This is a genomic window from Novosphingobium sp. EMRT-2 (assembly GCF_005145025.1).
Lineage (GTDB): Bacteria > Pseudomonadota > Alphaproteobacteria > Sphingomonadales > Sphingomonadaceae > Novosphingobium.
On the sequence record NZ_CP039699.1, the window covers coordinates 197,319 to 210,225 of the forward strand.

General features: G+C 64.4%; 10 protein-coding genes and 5 pseudogenes. 2 read left to right on the forward strand and 13 right to left on the reverse strand.

The annotated features are described in order from the left end of the window. Positions 1 to 146: 146 nt before the first annotated feature. From FA702_RS22565 to FA702_RS23440, 8 genes are all read right to left on the reverse strand, one after another. A complete protein-coding gene (locus FA702_RS22565; protein ID WP_007683347.1) occupies positions 147 to 584 on the reverse strand; it encodes a DUF411 domain-containing protein in 438 nt (145 codons plus the stop codon). A 79-nt stretch (positions 585 to 663) separates the two neighbouring features. Further along, positions 664 to 1,905, reverse strand: a complete 1,242-nt coding sequence (locus FA702_RS22570; protein WP_007683345.1) for an MFS transporter — start codon at positions 1,903 to 1,905, stop codon at positions 664 to 666. Continuing rightward, a complete protein-coding gene (locus FA702_RS22575) occupies positions 1,899 to 2,885 on the reverse strand; it encodes a copper resistance protein B (RefSeq protein ID WP_009823975.1) in 987 nt (328 codons plus the stop codon). Before FA702_RS22575 ends, FA702_RS22570 begins: the two co-directional genes overlap by 7 nt. Further along, positions 2,882 to 4,588 (reverse strand): copper resistance system multicopper oxidase, encoded by a 1,707-nt coding sequence (locus FA702_RS22580; RefSeq protein ID WP_136958154.1) that lies wholly within the window; start codon positions 4,586 to 4,588, stop codon positions 2,882 to 2,884. The genes FA702_RS22575 and FA702_RS22580 overlap by 4 nt, the downstream gene beginning before the upstream one ends. Before the next feature lie 25 nt (positions 4,589 to 4,613). Further along, complete coding sequence (gene adhP / locus FA702_RS22585) at positions 4,614 to 5,639, reverse strand: alcohol dehydrogenase AdhP (RefSeq protein WP_044663293.1); 1,026 nt, start codon at positions 5,637 to 5,639, stop codon at positions 4,614 to 4,616. 26 nt (positions 5,640 to 5,665) lie between these two features. Then, positions 5,666 to 7,186 carry an aldehyde dehydrogenase family protein gene (locus tag FA702_RS22590; protein ID WP_015449264.1) on the reverse strand — a complete coding sequence of 507 codons (1,521 nt, stop codon included), beginning with the start codon at positions 7,184 to 7,186 and terminating at the stop codon, positions 5,666 to 5,668. 252 nt (positions 7,187 to 7,438) lie between these two features. After that, on the reverse strand, positions 7,439 to 7,768 hold the full coding sequence (locus FA702_RS22595; protein WP_004212674.1) for a hypothetical protein: 330 nt from the start codon (positions 7,766 to 7,768) through the stop codon (positions 7,439 to 7,441). Positions 7,769 to 7,912: 144 nt separating this feature from the next. Further along, positions 7,913 to 8,071, reverse strand: coding sequence for a hypothetical protein (locus FA702_RS23440; protein WP_007406386.1), 159 nt, complete (start codon positions 8,069 to 8,071; stop codon positions 7,913 to 7,915). A gap of 14 nt (positions 8,072 to 8,085) precedes the next feature. On the opposite strand from FA702_RS23440, the gene FA702_RS23445 reads away from it, so the two are divergent. Beyond that, positions 8,086 to 8,412, forward strand: coding sequence for a hypothetical protein (locus FA702_RS23445; protein ID WP_168196192.1), 327 nt, complete (start codon positions 8,086 to 8,088; stop codon positions 8,410 to 8,412). Between the two features lie 218 nt (positions 8,413 to 8,630). On the opposite strand, the pseudogene FA702_RS23625 reads toward FA702_RS23445, so the two are convergent. From FA702_RS23625 to FA702_RS22615, 4 pseudogenes are all read right to left on the reverse strand, one after another. Continuing rightward, positions 8,631 to 8,920 (reverse strand): annotated as a pseudogene (locus tag FA702_RS23625) (hypothetical protein). Between the two features lie 228 nt (positions 8,921 to 9,148). Next, positions 9,149 to 10,369, reverse strand: a pseudogene (locus FA702_RS22605) (glycoside hydrolase family 130 protein). A 348-nt stretch (positions 10,370 to 10,717) separates the two neighbouring features. Continuing rightward, positions 10,718 to 11,140 (reverse strand): annotated as a pseudogene (locus tag FA702_RS22610) (four-helix bundle copper-binding protein); the annotation flags it as partial. Positions 11,141 to 11,154: 14 nt separating this feature from the next. Then, positions 11,155 to 11,599: pseudogene (locus FA702_RS22615) on the reverse strand (DUF1622 domain-containing protein). Positions 11,600 to 11,971: 372 nt separating this feature from the next. Between FA702_RS22615 and FA702_RS23060 the strand changes: the two are divergent. Continuing rightward, entirely contained in the window at positions 11,972 to 12,322 is a 351-nt protein-coding gene (locus FA702_RS23060) for a hypothetical protein (RefSeq protein ID WP_210417680.1), read from the forward strand. On the opposite strand, the pseudogene FA702_RS23630 reads toward FA702_RS23060, so the two are convergent. Then, positions 12,301 to 12,905, reverse strand: a pseudogene (locus FA702_RS23630) (hypothetical protein); the annotation flags it as partial. The gene FA702_RS23060 and the pseudogene FA702_RS23630 overlap by 22 nt on opposite strands. Positions 12,906 to 12,907: the final 2 nt, after the last annotated feature.

The following is a 12,907-nucleotide window of genomic DNA, read 5'->3' on the forward strand; positions in this document are numbered from 1 at the left end:
GCGAACAACTTACAAGACAAATCGTTGCTTTTTCAGTGTAGGTAGGGGTAGGGACGCCATCAGCTCGCTTGACACAAGGTTCTACACGCGACAGCGGGGTCCTCTACCACCGGGCAATTCTGCAGGATGCTGCAAACCGCGCGATATCAATGGCGGGCGAAAATTCGCTGACCGGCGCTGCCGAAGGCCACCACCGTATAGGGTTGGCGGGCAGCGCCTGCCACTTCCATGCCCTCCGAACCGATCGGCATCCCCGCAACCGCAATGCCTTTGACGCCCGCAGGACGGGTCGCCAGCAAGCGCTTGACGTCGGATATCGGGACATGGCCCTCGATCATATAGCCATCGACGATCGCGCTGTGGCAAGATGCCAGCGTCCGGGGCATGCCGGCCTTGCGCTGAAGCTCGCTGCGCGACGCATCGTCACGCATGACGACCTTGCGTCCCAGCTTCGCGCGCACGGCCTGCGCCCACTTCTCGCAACATCCACATCCCGGATCCCGGTGGACGACGATATCACTGGCCGCAAGCGCTACGCCGGGCATGGCGAGGAACAGCAAGGCGACGAATAGGCGGGTCTTCATGAAATGACTCCCGGAAGAACGATAAGCATGGGGCAGAGGCCCCTTCTTTTCTATACGCATCAATGCGCCCCTCCCCTCATCACGCAGATGATTTTACGATGGCGGGCGGCCTCCAGGCTAGCGGCAGGGACACAAGCAGCGCTAGCGATAGACCACCAATCCCCCACAGAACGAGCGGCTGCGCCCCGGGAGCGACGATGGCTATCGCCAGCGGCGCGAGCGCCTGCCCGATGCTGGCGGCGGAATGCTGGAAACCGAGCTTCACGCCTGAAGGGGCCCCGCCGCCGCTGATCCAGAAGCTGGTGACCAATCGAAGGGTTGCCGAGCTCCAGCCGGCAGCAACGATGATCCCACTGAGCTCGGCCATACTCGCGGCGACAGGAAACATGAAAAGTGCCACAGCCAGCAGGCCCAGCGTCAATCCGGCAAGCCGCCTCGGCACAGTGACCAGCCAATCCAGCTTTGCATGGAAGATCTGTGCCGCCAGCATGCCCAATCCGCAGAGACTGAGCATCCAGGCGATCTCTTCGCGGCTCAGCGAAATGGCGCTCCGCGTCACCAGGAGATTGACATGCATCGCCGCCAGCCCGCCGCCCGCGACGATCGTGATAAAAAGCAGGATCAACGTCGCGCCGAGCGTAGGCGCGGGCAGGTCTCCGCCATCGATGCAAGGTGCACACCAGCGCGGCAGACGCACGGCGCAAAGCGCCGCCCCGACGGCACCGATGCCGAGAGCGAGGATCATGAGGGGAGCGCGGGGCAGGATCGCGGCCGAGACCTCCGCCACCAGCGGACCGGCGAGATCGCCCAGAAACACGAAGGCGGTCAGCCAGGTGAAGCGGCGCGCCTGGTCCGCGCGCCCGCTTGCGGCAAAGCTCGCGCAGAGCAAGCCCAACGGTATGATGGCGGCCGACGCCATCCCCGCCACCAGACGCAATGCATAAAGCTCAGGCAACCCGACGAGGCCGATCGGCGCGGTCACCAGCGCGAGGATGACCAGCGCTGCGCGCAACATCGCCCGATAGTCGACCCGGTCCGCGATCCAGCCCCAGAGCGGCGCCGCCAGCAAGGCTGCCAGGGGATGGACCGCGGTCAGGCTCGCGACATGAAAATCATGAGCGCTTGACGATAGCGCGCCACGAGCCGGGTCGACCAGTGCCGGAAGGAAGGCGAGAATGGCCGTCTGTCCCGCCGACGCCGCAGCCGCCGCGAGCAACAAGACGAAAAAGGAGGCCGGCCAGCGACCGTTGGCTTGCGATCCAGCCTTGTCACGCGGCGCGTTCGCGGTCGATCCCTCGAGTGGCCATCCGCGGATCACCACCAGGCGCGCAAGCCGATCACCAGCCTGTGTTCGGAAGGCCCTTCCCTGCGCAGGCGACGGAAATCGGCCGTGCCGTCAAATGCGCGCTCCCAGACGAAGCCGATATAGGGCGCGAACTTGCGCGACACCTCGTAGCGCAACCGTCCGCTCAGCTCGACATTGCTGAAGCCGCTGCCGAGCTGCCGATCGCTCGACCGCTTCGAATAGATATTGGTTTCCACCTGCGGCGTAAGGATCAACCGATTGGTGAACAGGACCTCATAGGAGGCCTTGGCGCGCGCCGCGAGACGCCCATCGGTTCCTACATAGCCGGTGAGCTGGACGTCGAACCAATAGGGCGCCAGTCCCTCGACGCCGGCGGCGAGCCAGGTGGTCGCACCCTTGCCGAGATCCTGCCTGACCCCGAGCAGCGTGCCCCAGAACGGGTTCTTGCTGTGCCACCACAGCGCCTCGACGCTGCTCTCCGGATCGAGACGTTGGTCGCGGGAGTTCTTGAGCCCCTGGCTGCGCAGCCAGAGCTTGTCATTGTCCTGACCCTTGGTGACGAGCACGGTCCAGCCCACGCCCTGACCCTCGTTGCCGCTGGTGAACTCGAGCTCATCCACAAGTATCTTGGGGATCGAGAGCTTGTCGGCCATCTCATAGCCCGGCAGCGTCGAGTTGCGATAGCCGTCGGCATAATCGTCCGAGTTGCGCGCGTCCGGCGGGGCCTTGCCACCCTGCATCGAGCCCATGTCCATCGTGGCGCCGTTACCGGACGCCTTCGTGTCGGTCATATCCATGCCCGGCATGTCCATGCCCGCATGCTCCTGAGAGCCTTGCGCGGAAGGTGAGTTTGGATCGGGAGTGGCCGTTTGGGCAGGGGTGGCGGCGGGCGACGGGGGCAAGGCATCCTGCGCGAGGGCGGGAGCCGTGATCGCCGGCGCCAGGAAGAGGGCAACGCCAAGAGCAATGCCGCGCGAGGGGATAATCCGGATCATGCGACCACCACCTCCCGGAACATGCCGGCCGCCATGTGATAGAGCAGATGGCAGTGGAAGGCCCATCGGCCCATGGCGTCGGCGGTGACGCGGAAGCTCACCCGCTGGGCGGGCTGGACCACGACCGTATGCTTGCGGACCTGGAAGGCGCCGTCCGGGCCTTCGACATCGCTCCACATGCCGTGCAGATGCATCGGATGCGCCATCATCGTGTCGTTGACGAAGGTGACGCGCAGCCGCTCGTTCGGCTTGAAATGCAGCGGCCGGGAATCGTTGAGCTTGATGCCGTCGAGCGACCAGATGAACCGTTCCATATTGCCCGTCAGATGCAGCTCGATGTCGCGCTCGGGCTCGCGCGGGTCGGGATCGCCGCCCGGCGTGCGCAGATCGGCCAGCGTCAGCACGCGCCAGCCGCGCCCGCGCAGCCCGGCGCCGGGATCGTCGAGATTGGTGCGCGGATAGTCGACGCGCATGTCGGTATTGGCGCCATATTCGGTGCGGGCGTGCCGTGCCCTGGCCGGCATCTCGGTCATGCCGTGCCCGGCATGCGCGTCGCCTCCCATTGCGCCCATCGTCGCCATCGCGCCCATCATGTCGACCGGCTCGAGCCAGGTCCGGGCATCGAGCGGCGGCACGGCTGCCGCCATGCCCGGGGCCGGTGCGATCGTGCCACGCGCATAGCCGCTCCGATCGATCGCCTGCGCGAAGATGGTGCGGGCGCCGCCCTCGGGCATGGTGAACTCGACGTCGTAGGTCTCGCCCGGGCCGATCCGGAATTCCTCGACCGTGACCGGCTCGACCGGCTGCCCGTCGGTCGATACGACCGTCAGCTCGACCCCGGGGATCCGCACGTCGAAGAACGTCGCCGTCCCCGCGCCGACGAAGCGCAGGCGCACGCGCTCGCCGGGCGCGGCGATACCGGTCCAGTTGCCGGCGGGCGGCGCGCCGTTCATCAGATAGGTGTAGGTCGCGGCAGAGACATCGCTGTAGTCGGTCGGGTTCATCCGCGAGCTGTTCCACATCCGCCGCCGCTCGAGCGCCTTGCCCAAGCCCATGGTGCCGACATCCTTGAGGAAATCGCCGGCGGTCGGCTGCGCAAAATTATAGTAGCTGCTCTGCTTCTTGAGATTGAGGAAGATCTGCAGCGGCGGCTCGTCCGACCAGTCGCTGAGCACGATGCAATAGTCGCGATCGGGCGCCCGCGCCACCGGCGCCTGTTTCGGCTCCACGATGATCGCTCCATAGAGTCCCGTCTGCTCGGCGAGCGTGTGAGCGTGATACCAGTAAGTTCCGCTCTGGCGGACCTCGAAGCGATAGGTGAAGGTCTCGCCCGGCGCGATGCCGGCAAAGCTGATGCCGGGCACGCCGTCCATCTCCGCCGGCACGATGATGCCGTGCCAATGGATGCTCGACATCTCCTTGAGGCCGTTGCGCACACGGAGCGTGACCGTATCGCCTTCGCGCAGGCGCAGGACCGGCGCGGGCACGCTGCCGTTCACGGCAGTCGCAATACGGCGCTTGCCGGTGAAGTTGACTGGCAGCTCGGCGATCTCGAGGTCGAACTCGGTCCCGCTCAGCTCAGCGGGCAAGGTTGGGGCGGATCGCGCGAGAAGCGCCGGGGCGAAACCGGCGACCGCGCCGCCGATCGCCAGCCCCTGGACGAAACGGCGCCGCGCGATCGGCCGGATATGTAAGGGAGACATGAACTGTACTTTCGCGAAGTCGGGTTCAGGCGAGGTCGAGGACGATCCGGCCCTCGATGTCGCCATGATGCATGCGGGAGAAGACGTCGTTGATGTTCTCCAGCTTGTCTGCATGGACCGTGGCCTTGACCTTGCCCTCGCCGGCGAACGCCAGTGCCTCGAGCAGATCGAGCCGCGTGCCGACGATCGAGCCGCGCACGGTAATGCCGTTCAGCACGGTGTCGAAGATCGACAGCGGGAAGTCGCCCGGCGGCAGGCCGTTGAGCGCGACCGTGCCGCCGCGCCGGACCATGCCGAGCGCCTGCTGGAACGCCTTGGGCGAAACGGCGGTCACCAGCGCCCCGTGCGCGCCGCCAATGGCTTTCTTGAGCGCTGCCGAAGGGTCCTCGCTGCGCGCGTTGACCGTCAGTGTGGCGCCAAGGCGTGTAGCGAGGTCGAGCTTGCTATCGTCGATGTCGACCGCGGCCACATTGAGACCCATGGCACGGGCATATTGCACCGCCATGTGGCCGAGCCCGCCAATGCCGGAGACGACCACCCACTCGCCGGGCCGGGCCTCGGTGGCCTTCAGTCCCTTGTAGACGGTGACGCCCGCGCAGAGGATCGGCGCAATGTCGAGGAAGTCGACATTGTCGGGAAGGTGACCAACATAGTTGGGATCGGCGAGGACATATTCGGCAAAGCTGCCATTGACCGAATAGCCGGTGTTCTGCTGTTCGTGGCAAAGCGTCTCCCAGCCACCCAGGCAATGCACGCAGTGCCCGCAGGCGGTGTAGAGCCAGGGCACACCGACCCGGTCGCCTTCCTTCACATGGGTGACGCCGGCACCAACGGCGGCGACATGCCCGACGCCCTCATGGCCGGGAATGAAGGGCGGGTTGGGCTTGACCGGCCAGTCCCCTTCTGCCGCGTGCAGGTCGGTATGGCACACGCCGGTTGCCGCAATCTTGACCAGGACCTGCCCGGGGCCGACCGTCGGGATCGGCGCGTCCTCGATGACCAGGGGCTTGCCAAATTCGCGGACGACCGCCGCCTTCATGGTTTTCGCCATGTCCGTTTCTCCTTTTAAGCGGGGGGTCAGAATAGGCCGAGCGCGTGCTCGTCATAGGAGACGAGCAGATTCTTGGTCTGCTGATAATGATCGAGCATCATCCGGTGGTTTTCACGCCCGAAGCCCGATGCCTTGTATCCGCCGAAGGCGGCATGGGCGGGGTACTGATGATAGCAGTTGGTCCAGACCCGCCCGGCCTCGATCGCGCGGCCGAGCCGGTAGGCGGTGTTGCCGCTCCGGGTCCAGACGCCCGCGCCAAGACCGTAGGCGGTGTCATTGGCAAGTGCGATCGCCTCCTCGACCGTCTTGAACGTGGTGACCGACAGGACGGGACCGAAGATCTCCTCCTGGAAGATGCGCATGTGGTTCTGACCCACGAACACGGTCGGCTGCACGAAATAGCCCTGGTCGAGCGCACCGCCCGGCAGCGCCCTGGCGCCACCGACCAGACACTGCGCGCCCTCGGCCTTGCCGATATCGATATAGCCCAGGATCTTGTGGAGCTGGTCCTCCGACGCCTGCGCGCCGACCTGGACCGACGGGTCGAGCGGATCGCCCTGGCGGATCGCGGCGACGCGCGCCACGGCGCGCTCGATGAAGCGGTCGAAGATCGACTCATGGATCAGGGCGCGCGACGGGCAGGTACAGACCTCGCCCTTGTTGAAGGCGAACAAAGTAAAGCCTTCGAGCGCCTTGTCGAAGAAGGCATCGTCCTCGTCGAGCACGTCCGCCATGAAGATGTTGGGCGACTTGCCGCCAAGCTCCATCGTCTGGGGGATCAGATGGTCCGCCGCGGCGTGCATGATCTGCTTGCCGGTGACGGTCTCGCCGGTGAACGAGACCTTGGCGATGCGCGGATTGGCGGCGATCGCCTGGCCGACGGTCCGTCCCGGGCCGGTGACGACATTGAGCACGCCGGGCGGCAGGATGTCGGCGGTGAGCTCGGCGAACATCAGCAAGGTGAGCGGCGTCTGGGATGCGGGCTTGATGACGGTGCAGTTGCCCGCCGCCAGCGCCGGGGCGATCTTCCACGCCGCCATCAGCAGCGGGAAGTTCCACGGGATGATCTGGCCGACGACGCCGAGCGGCTCGCGGAAATGATAGGCGATGGTGTCCGCATCGATCGTCGAGATGCCGCCTTCCTCCGCCCGGATGCAGCCGGCGAAGTAGCGGAAATGGTCGATCGCGAGCGGCACGTCGGCAGCGCGCGTCTCGCGGATCGGCTTGCCATTGTCGATCGTCTCGGCAAGTGCCAGCAACTCCAGATTGTCTTCGAGCCGGTCGGCGACGCGATTGAGAATCCTGGCGCGTTCGGCGGGCGCGATCCTTGCCCATTGATCCTTGGCGGCGTGCGCCGCATCGAGCGCGCGCTCGACATCTTCCGGCGTCGACAGCGCGAACTCTGCGATCTGGGCGCCATTGATCGGGCTCGTGTCGGCGAAATACTCGCCGCCCGCAGGAGCGCTCCAGCGGCCTCCGATGAAATTATCATAGCGGTGTCGGAAGGAGGCCGCCGCGTTAATGGTCCCGATCGCCTTCTCGAACATAACCTGACTCCATCTCTATCGATGGCCTGACGGAGTAATCTCTTTGCCCGGGTGGCCTATAAGTAAGTTCCGCAGAAGGTAGTCTGGTATCGGGGTCGCGGGCTTGAGGGTCAGACACGCCAACAGAGCCGATGACTATTCATCGACTCCCGAACCTATTCGCGCACGCCTGATCGGAATTATGCCGAGACAGGCGTTACTCGGCCGAGTCTTCTTTTGGCGAGGGCGGCGCTTGGCATTCCAATTCTGGCGTTACGCCCGGACGCGCTTTAGGCTCACCCAATCGCCTTTCTGAAGCGTCCCGTCCCTCACGCGGAAATGAGCATAATGGTCGTCGAAAATCTGGTCGACTTCGACATGACCGACAAGACGGCGGTGGCGCGGCGTTGCGTGATAGACTTCGAGTATCTGCCCGATGTGCGCGCCATCGGCCTTACCCAGGCAGGCCACTGTGCCGCCCGCATCCATACGGACGATCTTGCCGCGCATGAACAAGCTATGGCCGATACCCTGTGCGAGGAGCGGCGTGCTGCCAAAGAGCAGAAAGCCAACAGCAGCACCGACGCCAAGATGTTTTCGCATCGCTGTTTCCTCTGTCAAGTCAGACGCTCGGACCCGGTTTTGAAGGCCGGGAGCACGGGCGACGCTGGGCATCGTCAAAGAACTGGCCCGCCGCGGGGGCGGCGGGCCCTCAGCCCCGGGGGTGTTTTATCGGGGCTGGAAACTTCACATGTCGCTCATCGGCTTGTCGGCCATGGGCTTGGCGGTCTTCTTCTTCGCCGCCGGCTTGGCCTTCTTCATCGGCATCTTGCAGCAGCCACTCTTCGCCTTACCGGCCATGCCCGAGCCGTTCGATGCAGGCGAGCCGCCGGACATGCCGGCCATCCCGACATGCCCTGTTGATCCTGCTGGGCCGGTTGCCCCTGCTGCTTCTGCGCGCCGGCCTGATGATCCTTCATCATCTGATCGTGCATCTGCTGCCCGCCATGATCCATGCCCTGCTGGTGGCATGGGCCGGCGCAGCCTGCGCGGGCGCGGGCGTCGACTGGGCGAGAGCGGTGCCGGCGGCGAAGGTTAGCGTCGCGAAGAGGCTGACGGGCGCCGCGAGAAATGTCGTCTGTCGCATTGAGGGTCTCCGAGTGTTCTTCCTGTTGCCCGATCGACGTTCCGATCCCGGCAATTCCGAAGCTTCAATGCTGCTAGCGAGACGCTGTCTGTATACGTAAGTTACGAATCGAAATCCGATCGGCCGTGTGCCTGCTGGAGCAGGCGCGTAAAATGATGATCCGGGATCGATCAAAAATGTGACCCGGCCTGGTTTTCTCGTCCTGAGACCGGCCAGAAAAGCGATTGGCCCGCCGTGGGAACGGCGGACCAAGGCTTCGGTTGAAAGCGGCCATGATCTTGTCCGTCAACCTTGTCGTCTGATGGAATGATGGCAGGGTCAGCAACCACCGTCCGACCTGTGTGACATGCCGGAGGCGCCGTCCTGGTCCTGCGAATCCCGCATCGCCATTCGATGGCCCTGCATCATCTGCCGTGCATCTGCTCCTTACCGTGAGCCATGCCCTGCATGTGGGCAGGATCGGGCTGGGCAGGCGCCGGCCTGGCCTTGAGGGTCTCCTCAAGATCGGGCATGCCCGGCGGCATCCCGTCCGCCAGCACCGGTCCGGCACTGACGGCGAGGAAGCCGAGAGCTGCGAGCGAAGCGATCATTGCCGTCTTCTTGCGCAAGTATCCATTCCTTCAAGTCTGGGTTTCCCGTTCGATCGAGCATATGCCCGGTCGATTGTCGCCCCTTCCGGAGCTTGCCCGTGAAATGGTGTCACCTTCCGCCTTGCTGTATACGTAATGTGCGAAGTCCGTCTCTGAGATGGCCATAAATTATCGCACTGGCATCGTTGTTGTGCCGATGTGTAACTATGGTTCGGACTCGAGAGCAGGACAGGTCGGCAACAGTGACTAATCCATGGCGGCCAGCAGACGCTCGAGAGGAATAGTGGCAAAAGTGGTGAAGCTGTCAGCAATGGCATAAGGCAGTACCAGCACCCGATTATGTACCATCGCGCCGCAGCTGTAGGCTACGTTTGGCACATAACCTTCGCGCTCATCCATGTCCGACCGCAAAAGCGGTAGCTTCGTCCGCGCCAGCAGCTTCGAGGGATCGTCACGGTCCAGCAGGCACGCCCCGATGCAATAGTTCCGAACGGCGCCGACTCCATGAGTTACGACCAGCCAGCCTTCGTCGATCTCGATCGGCGATCCGCAATTACCGATCTGGACAAACTCCCAAGGCCAGCGAGGTTCGATGGCTTTCGCTCCGCCACTCCAGTCGTGAATGTCCGCGGACGTCAGGAACCAGATATTTTCGTTATCCTCGCGCCCAAGCATGGCAAAGTGCCCGGCAATGCGTCGGGGGAAAAGCGCCATGCCCTTGCTACCGGTGGCATCCCCACGCAGCGGTCTGAGTTCGAATGTCCGGAAGTCCGGCGTGGACAACAACTCCTGCCGGACGGACTGGCCGCTAAATGCCGTATATGTACCGAAATAGTGGCTCGGCCATCGTCGTCCAGGAAGCGGACCAAGCGAAGGTCTTCGATGCCACCACGCTGGCTGGGGTTGTCGGAAAGATCACGATCTCCGAGAGATCGTGGCTGCCATCGCACTTGATCCGAATGCCCGCGTCCGGCCCGTCCTCGCCGGAGATGTTTTCAGTCTCCAGCACGAGCGGCATGGGCTCGGAGGATTGATTGCTATGGTTCCGTCCGCGGCGCAAAACCCGGTGCGAAAGGTGACGGAGGAGATATGCCCCTCGCCCACGCCTCGCAGGGAAAGAATGAATCGGAGAGAGTTTTCAGGTACAGCAGACTGGTCAGGATGCAGGACGATGCTCGGATTGAAAAGCGCTGCTGCCTCATAGGAATATTCGTTGCAAAAATGGGCACCGATCAAGAGCGCCTGTTCATGGGTGACCTCGCAATCACAGACGATGATGCCATCAACCTCGTGGAACCGCCGCAAAAACAGGGACGGAACCTCACGATGCCTTCCCGAGAAATCATCAAGAATGCGTTGCAACTCATCGTGGAGCGATGCTGGGTCGAGCGCCAGGACGCGGTCGGCGATGCGCTGCGCACGTGGCTGATCCGGTACCGCATATTTATAGGTTTCCGTCGACGGCATATAGGGTCTGATCACTACCCTTGCTGGATTGGGGCGGAGCAATTCGGGTAGCCGGTTGACAAATTCGGCGGTTGACACTGACTTCTCCAATACAGATCGACCGTGGAGCGTTCACGCAATCGTAAAGATGGTGCTCGGCATTACCGACTATCGGGTGGCGGCACGAAAGGCTCCGGCGATGGCGGGTGCGATGATTTCCGCCGTTGCCGGATACTCGGACTTTGTGCCACGTGCCATGATCGCTGTCCTGGCGTAGTTGTCGGACACACAAGCTGTGACCGGGGGCTCTGGCCTGAACGTGACTATGTGGGGCACGTGCGAAGCGCGCCGCTCAGCTCGACATGTCCGCATCGTTCGGCAGCTCGCCGCGCATTTCTTGCAGGTGGCCGAGCAACGCGCGATCCGCTGGTCCGCGCTATGGCGTCCGCATTCCTCGGCGCAGCGCTCGCAAGCGTCGGCGCAGGCGCGGCAGACGATGCGGTGCAGGGCAGATTCCCGCAGCATCGAGTTGGCGGTCGCCTGGCACAGTTCCGCACAGTCGTTCAGCATGGCGATCAGCGACGCCGTAGCTGACGCGCCGCCTTGCTTCGTCAGCCAAGCGGCGGTTTCCAGGCACATGCGGTGCGAAGCCACGCAATCGTCGATGCAGTCCGTCATCGACATCGCCATCCCTTCCATTCGATGCTGCTGCGCCGCCGCCGGCACAGCCAGCGTTCCGGCGGCGGCAAGGCCGGCGCCGGCCATCAGCAATTCGCGTCTCTCGATCATCATGCACCTCCCATCTGCTATCCCTTGAGCGCTGTGCCGCATCCGGCGGCCTCAGCCGTCGCAGGCGACCCATCCGACGCCGCACGCGCCTTCTCCCGCGCCATCCGGGTTTCCTCCCAGGGCCAGTGGCCGTTGATCTCGACCCCGAGCGAGATGCTCAGGAAGGTCCGCACCAGCACCAGCCCGGCCAGAACGATGAGATCGTCGAGCGTCGGGTTGATCACCAGCGACTTGACGATGTCGCCGGCGACCAGAAATTCCAGGCCGAGCAGGATGCTGCGGCCGAGCGCCGAGCGGAACGCGCTATAGGCCTCGGTTCGGTCGCCCGCCCTCGCCCGCCGCGCAAACAGAAAGGTTGCGAGCCCCCGCGCCGACCAGGATGGTCAGCGTGCCCGCCAGTTCCAGGCCGATCACCGCGAGCCGGAAGAAGGCGCTCAGCCAGTCGGCCTCAATGGTGATCATACCAGCCTCGCTTGCGGATATTGTTGAAGCTGTCGGTGGCATGACAGGCATAGCATTGATCGACGCGCGCCCTTCGATCCGGCTGCGCGCTGCGAGACCATGCTGAAATGCTCCATGAAGTGACTCGGCGGCGCTTGTGGCACTCGGCGCACTGCGTCGAATTGACCGATGGATGGCGATAATTGGCGATCTTCCAGCTGTCGTCTGTGACAACTCGCGCAGTCGGTGCCGAACAGGCCCTGGTGCGGATCGCGGAACGCATGGCAGCTCGCGCAATTGAGCGCGGTCTCGGGGGTCAGGCTTCGAGTGTTTGTCGACATGCCCGCCAAAGGCTGCCGCCACTTTGCCATGTCGAGCAACGCGGCGTGATCCATGCGGATGATGCCGCGCTCTCCCTCATGTTCGACGTGGCAGGAGGTGCACTGCGTCGCTTTCGGCGTGGAACTGCGTCGACTGCTTCGTCCCGAAATCCGTGCCCGCATGGCAGGTGAGACAGGTCCGGGTTTCGACGCCCTGCCCGGCGTGTGGCAGGCCGTGCATTGGCCGGCGAAGGACTGGTGGCGCTCGAGAGCGGGCCGGCGCTACGAGCTGCGCCACCAGCCGGCATCCCTCGGCGCGTCCGATCGGCATCCGGATCGCGACCGCGGCGACCATCACCAGCAGGGCTGCGATGAAGACGGCATAGGAAAGACGCTGCCAGCTCATAGCCAGCGCAGCCCGTAATAGATCGCCGCGCCGACGTGGAGCGCGAGCAGCGCGAAGATGAGACAGCCCAGCAGGATGTGCAGGAACCGCCACCGCGCGAACAGGGTGTTGGTCGCCTCTTCGGCGCGGATCGCGAATTCGGTATCGGCCAGCGCCGCGGCGATCCCCGCCCTGTTCTGGGGGTGCTGGCCCGCGGGCGCATCCCCGGCGACGAACAGATAGCGCCTCCAGCCCGACAGCGGCGCGCTGCGGTATCGGCCTGCGCCGGCGCCGCCGGCTCCTCAAGGAAGGCGGCGCGAAGCGAGGCCAGTTCCGACCTGCGTCCGCGCAGCGCCCGACCAAGCTGGGCAAGCAGGTAGCGGCCGATGAAGCCGGTGATGACCGTCATCAGCAGGAGGACGGTCAGAAGCAGTCCGACCGGGCTTTCGAGCTTGTGCGCGGCGTGGACCAGACCCAGGATCGGCGCCAGCACGCCGGCATAGATGTGGATGGCGAGCAGGGTAGGCTTGCTGACGAGCCGGGAGAGCGCCTTGTCGACCCAGGCGATGTGCTTGGCCGCGACATAGGGAAGCGTCAGCAGCATCAGCACGAGCGCTGCGATCC

What these genes read in the sequence shown, in the direction of transcription:
- FA702_RS22590 (WP_015449264.1), bottom strand. Translation starts at nt 7,186, where the DNA reads ATGTTCGAGAAGGCGATCGGGACCATTAACGCGGCGGCCTCCTTCCGA.
- FA702_RS22580 (WP_136958154.1), bottom strand. Translation starts at nt 4,588, where the DNA reads ATGTCTCCCTTACATATCCGGCCGATCGCGCGGCGCCGTTTCGTCCAG.
- FA702_RS23060 (WP_210417680.1), top strand. Translation starts at nt 11,972, where the DNA reads ATGCGGATGATGCCGCGCTCTCCCTCATGTTCGACGTGGCAGGAGGTG.
- FA702_RS23440 (WP_007406386.1), bottom strand. Translation starts at nt 8,071, where the DNA reads ATGGCCGGCATGTCCGGCGGCTCGCCTGCATCGAACGGCTCGGGCATG.
- FA702_RS22595 (WP_004212674.1), bottom strand. Translation starts at nt 7,768, where the DNA reads ATGCGAAAACATCTTGGCGTCGGTGCTGCTGTTGGCTTTCTGCTCTTT.
- FA702_RS22575 (WP_009823975.1), bottom strand. Translation starts at nt 2,885, where the DNA reads ATGATCCGGATTATCCCCTCGCGCGGCATTGCTCTTGGCGTTGCCCTC.
- adhP (WP_044663293.1), bottom strand. Translation starts at nt 5,639, where the DNA reads ATGGCGAAAACCATGAAGGCGGCGGTCGTCCGCGAATTTGGCAAGCCC.
- FA702_RS22565 (WP_007683347.1), bottom strand. Translation starts at nt 584, where the DNA reads ATGAAGACCCGCCTATTCGTCGCCTTGCTGTTCCTCGCCATGCCCGGC.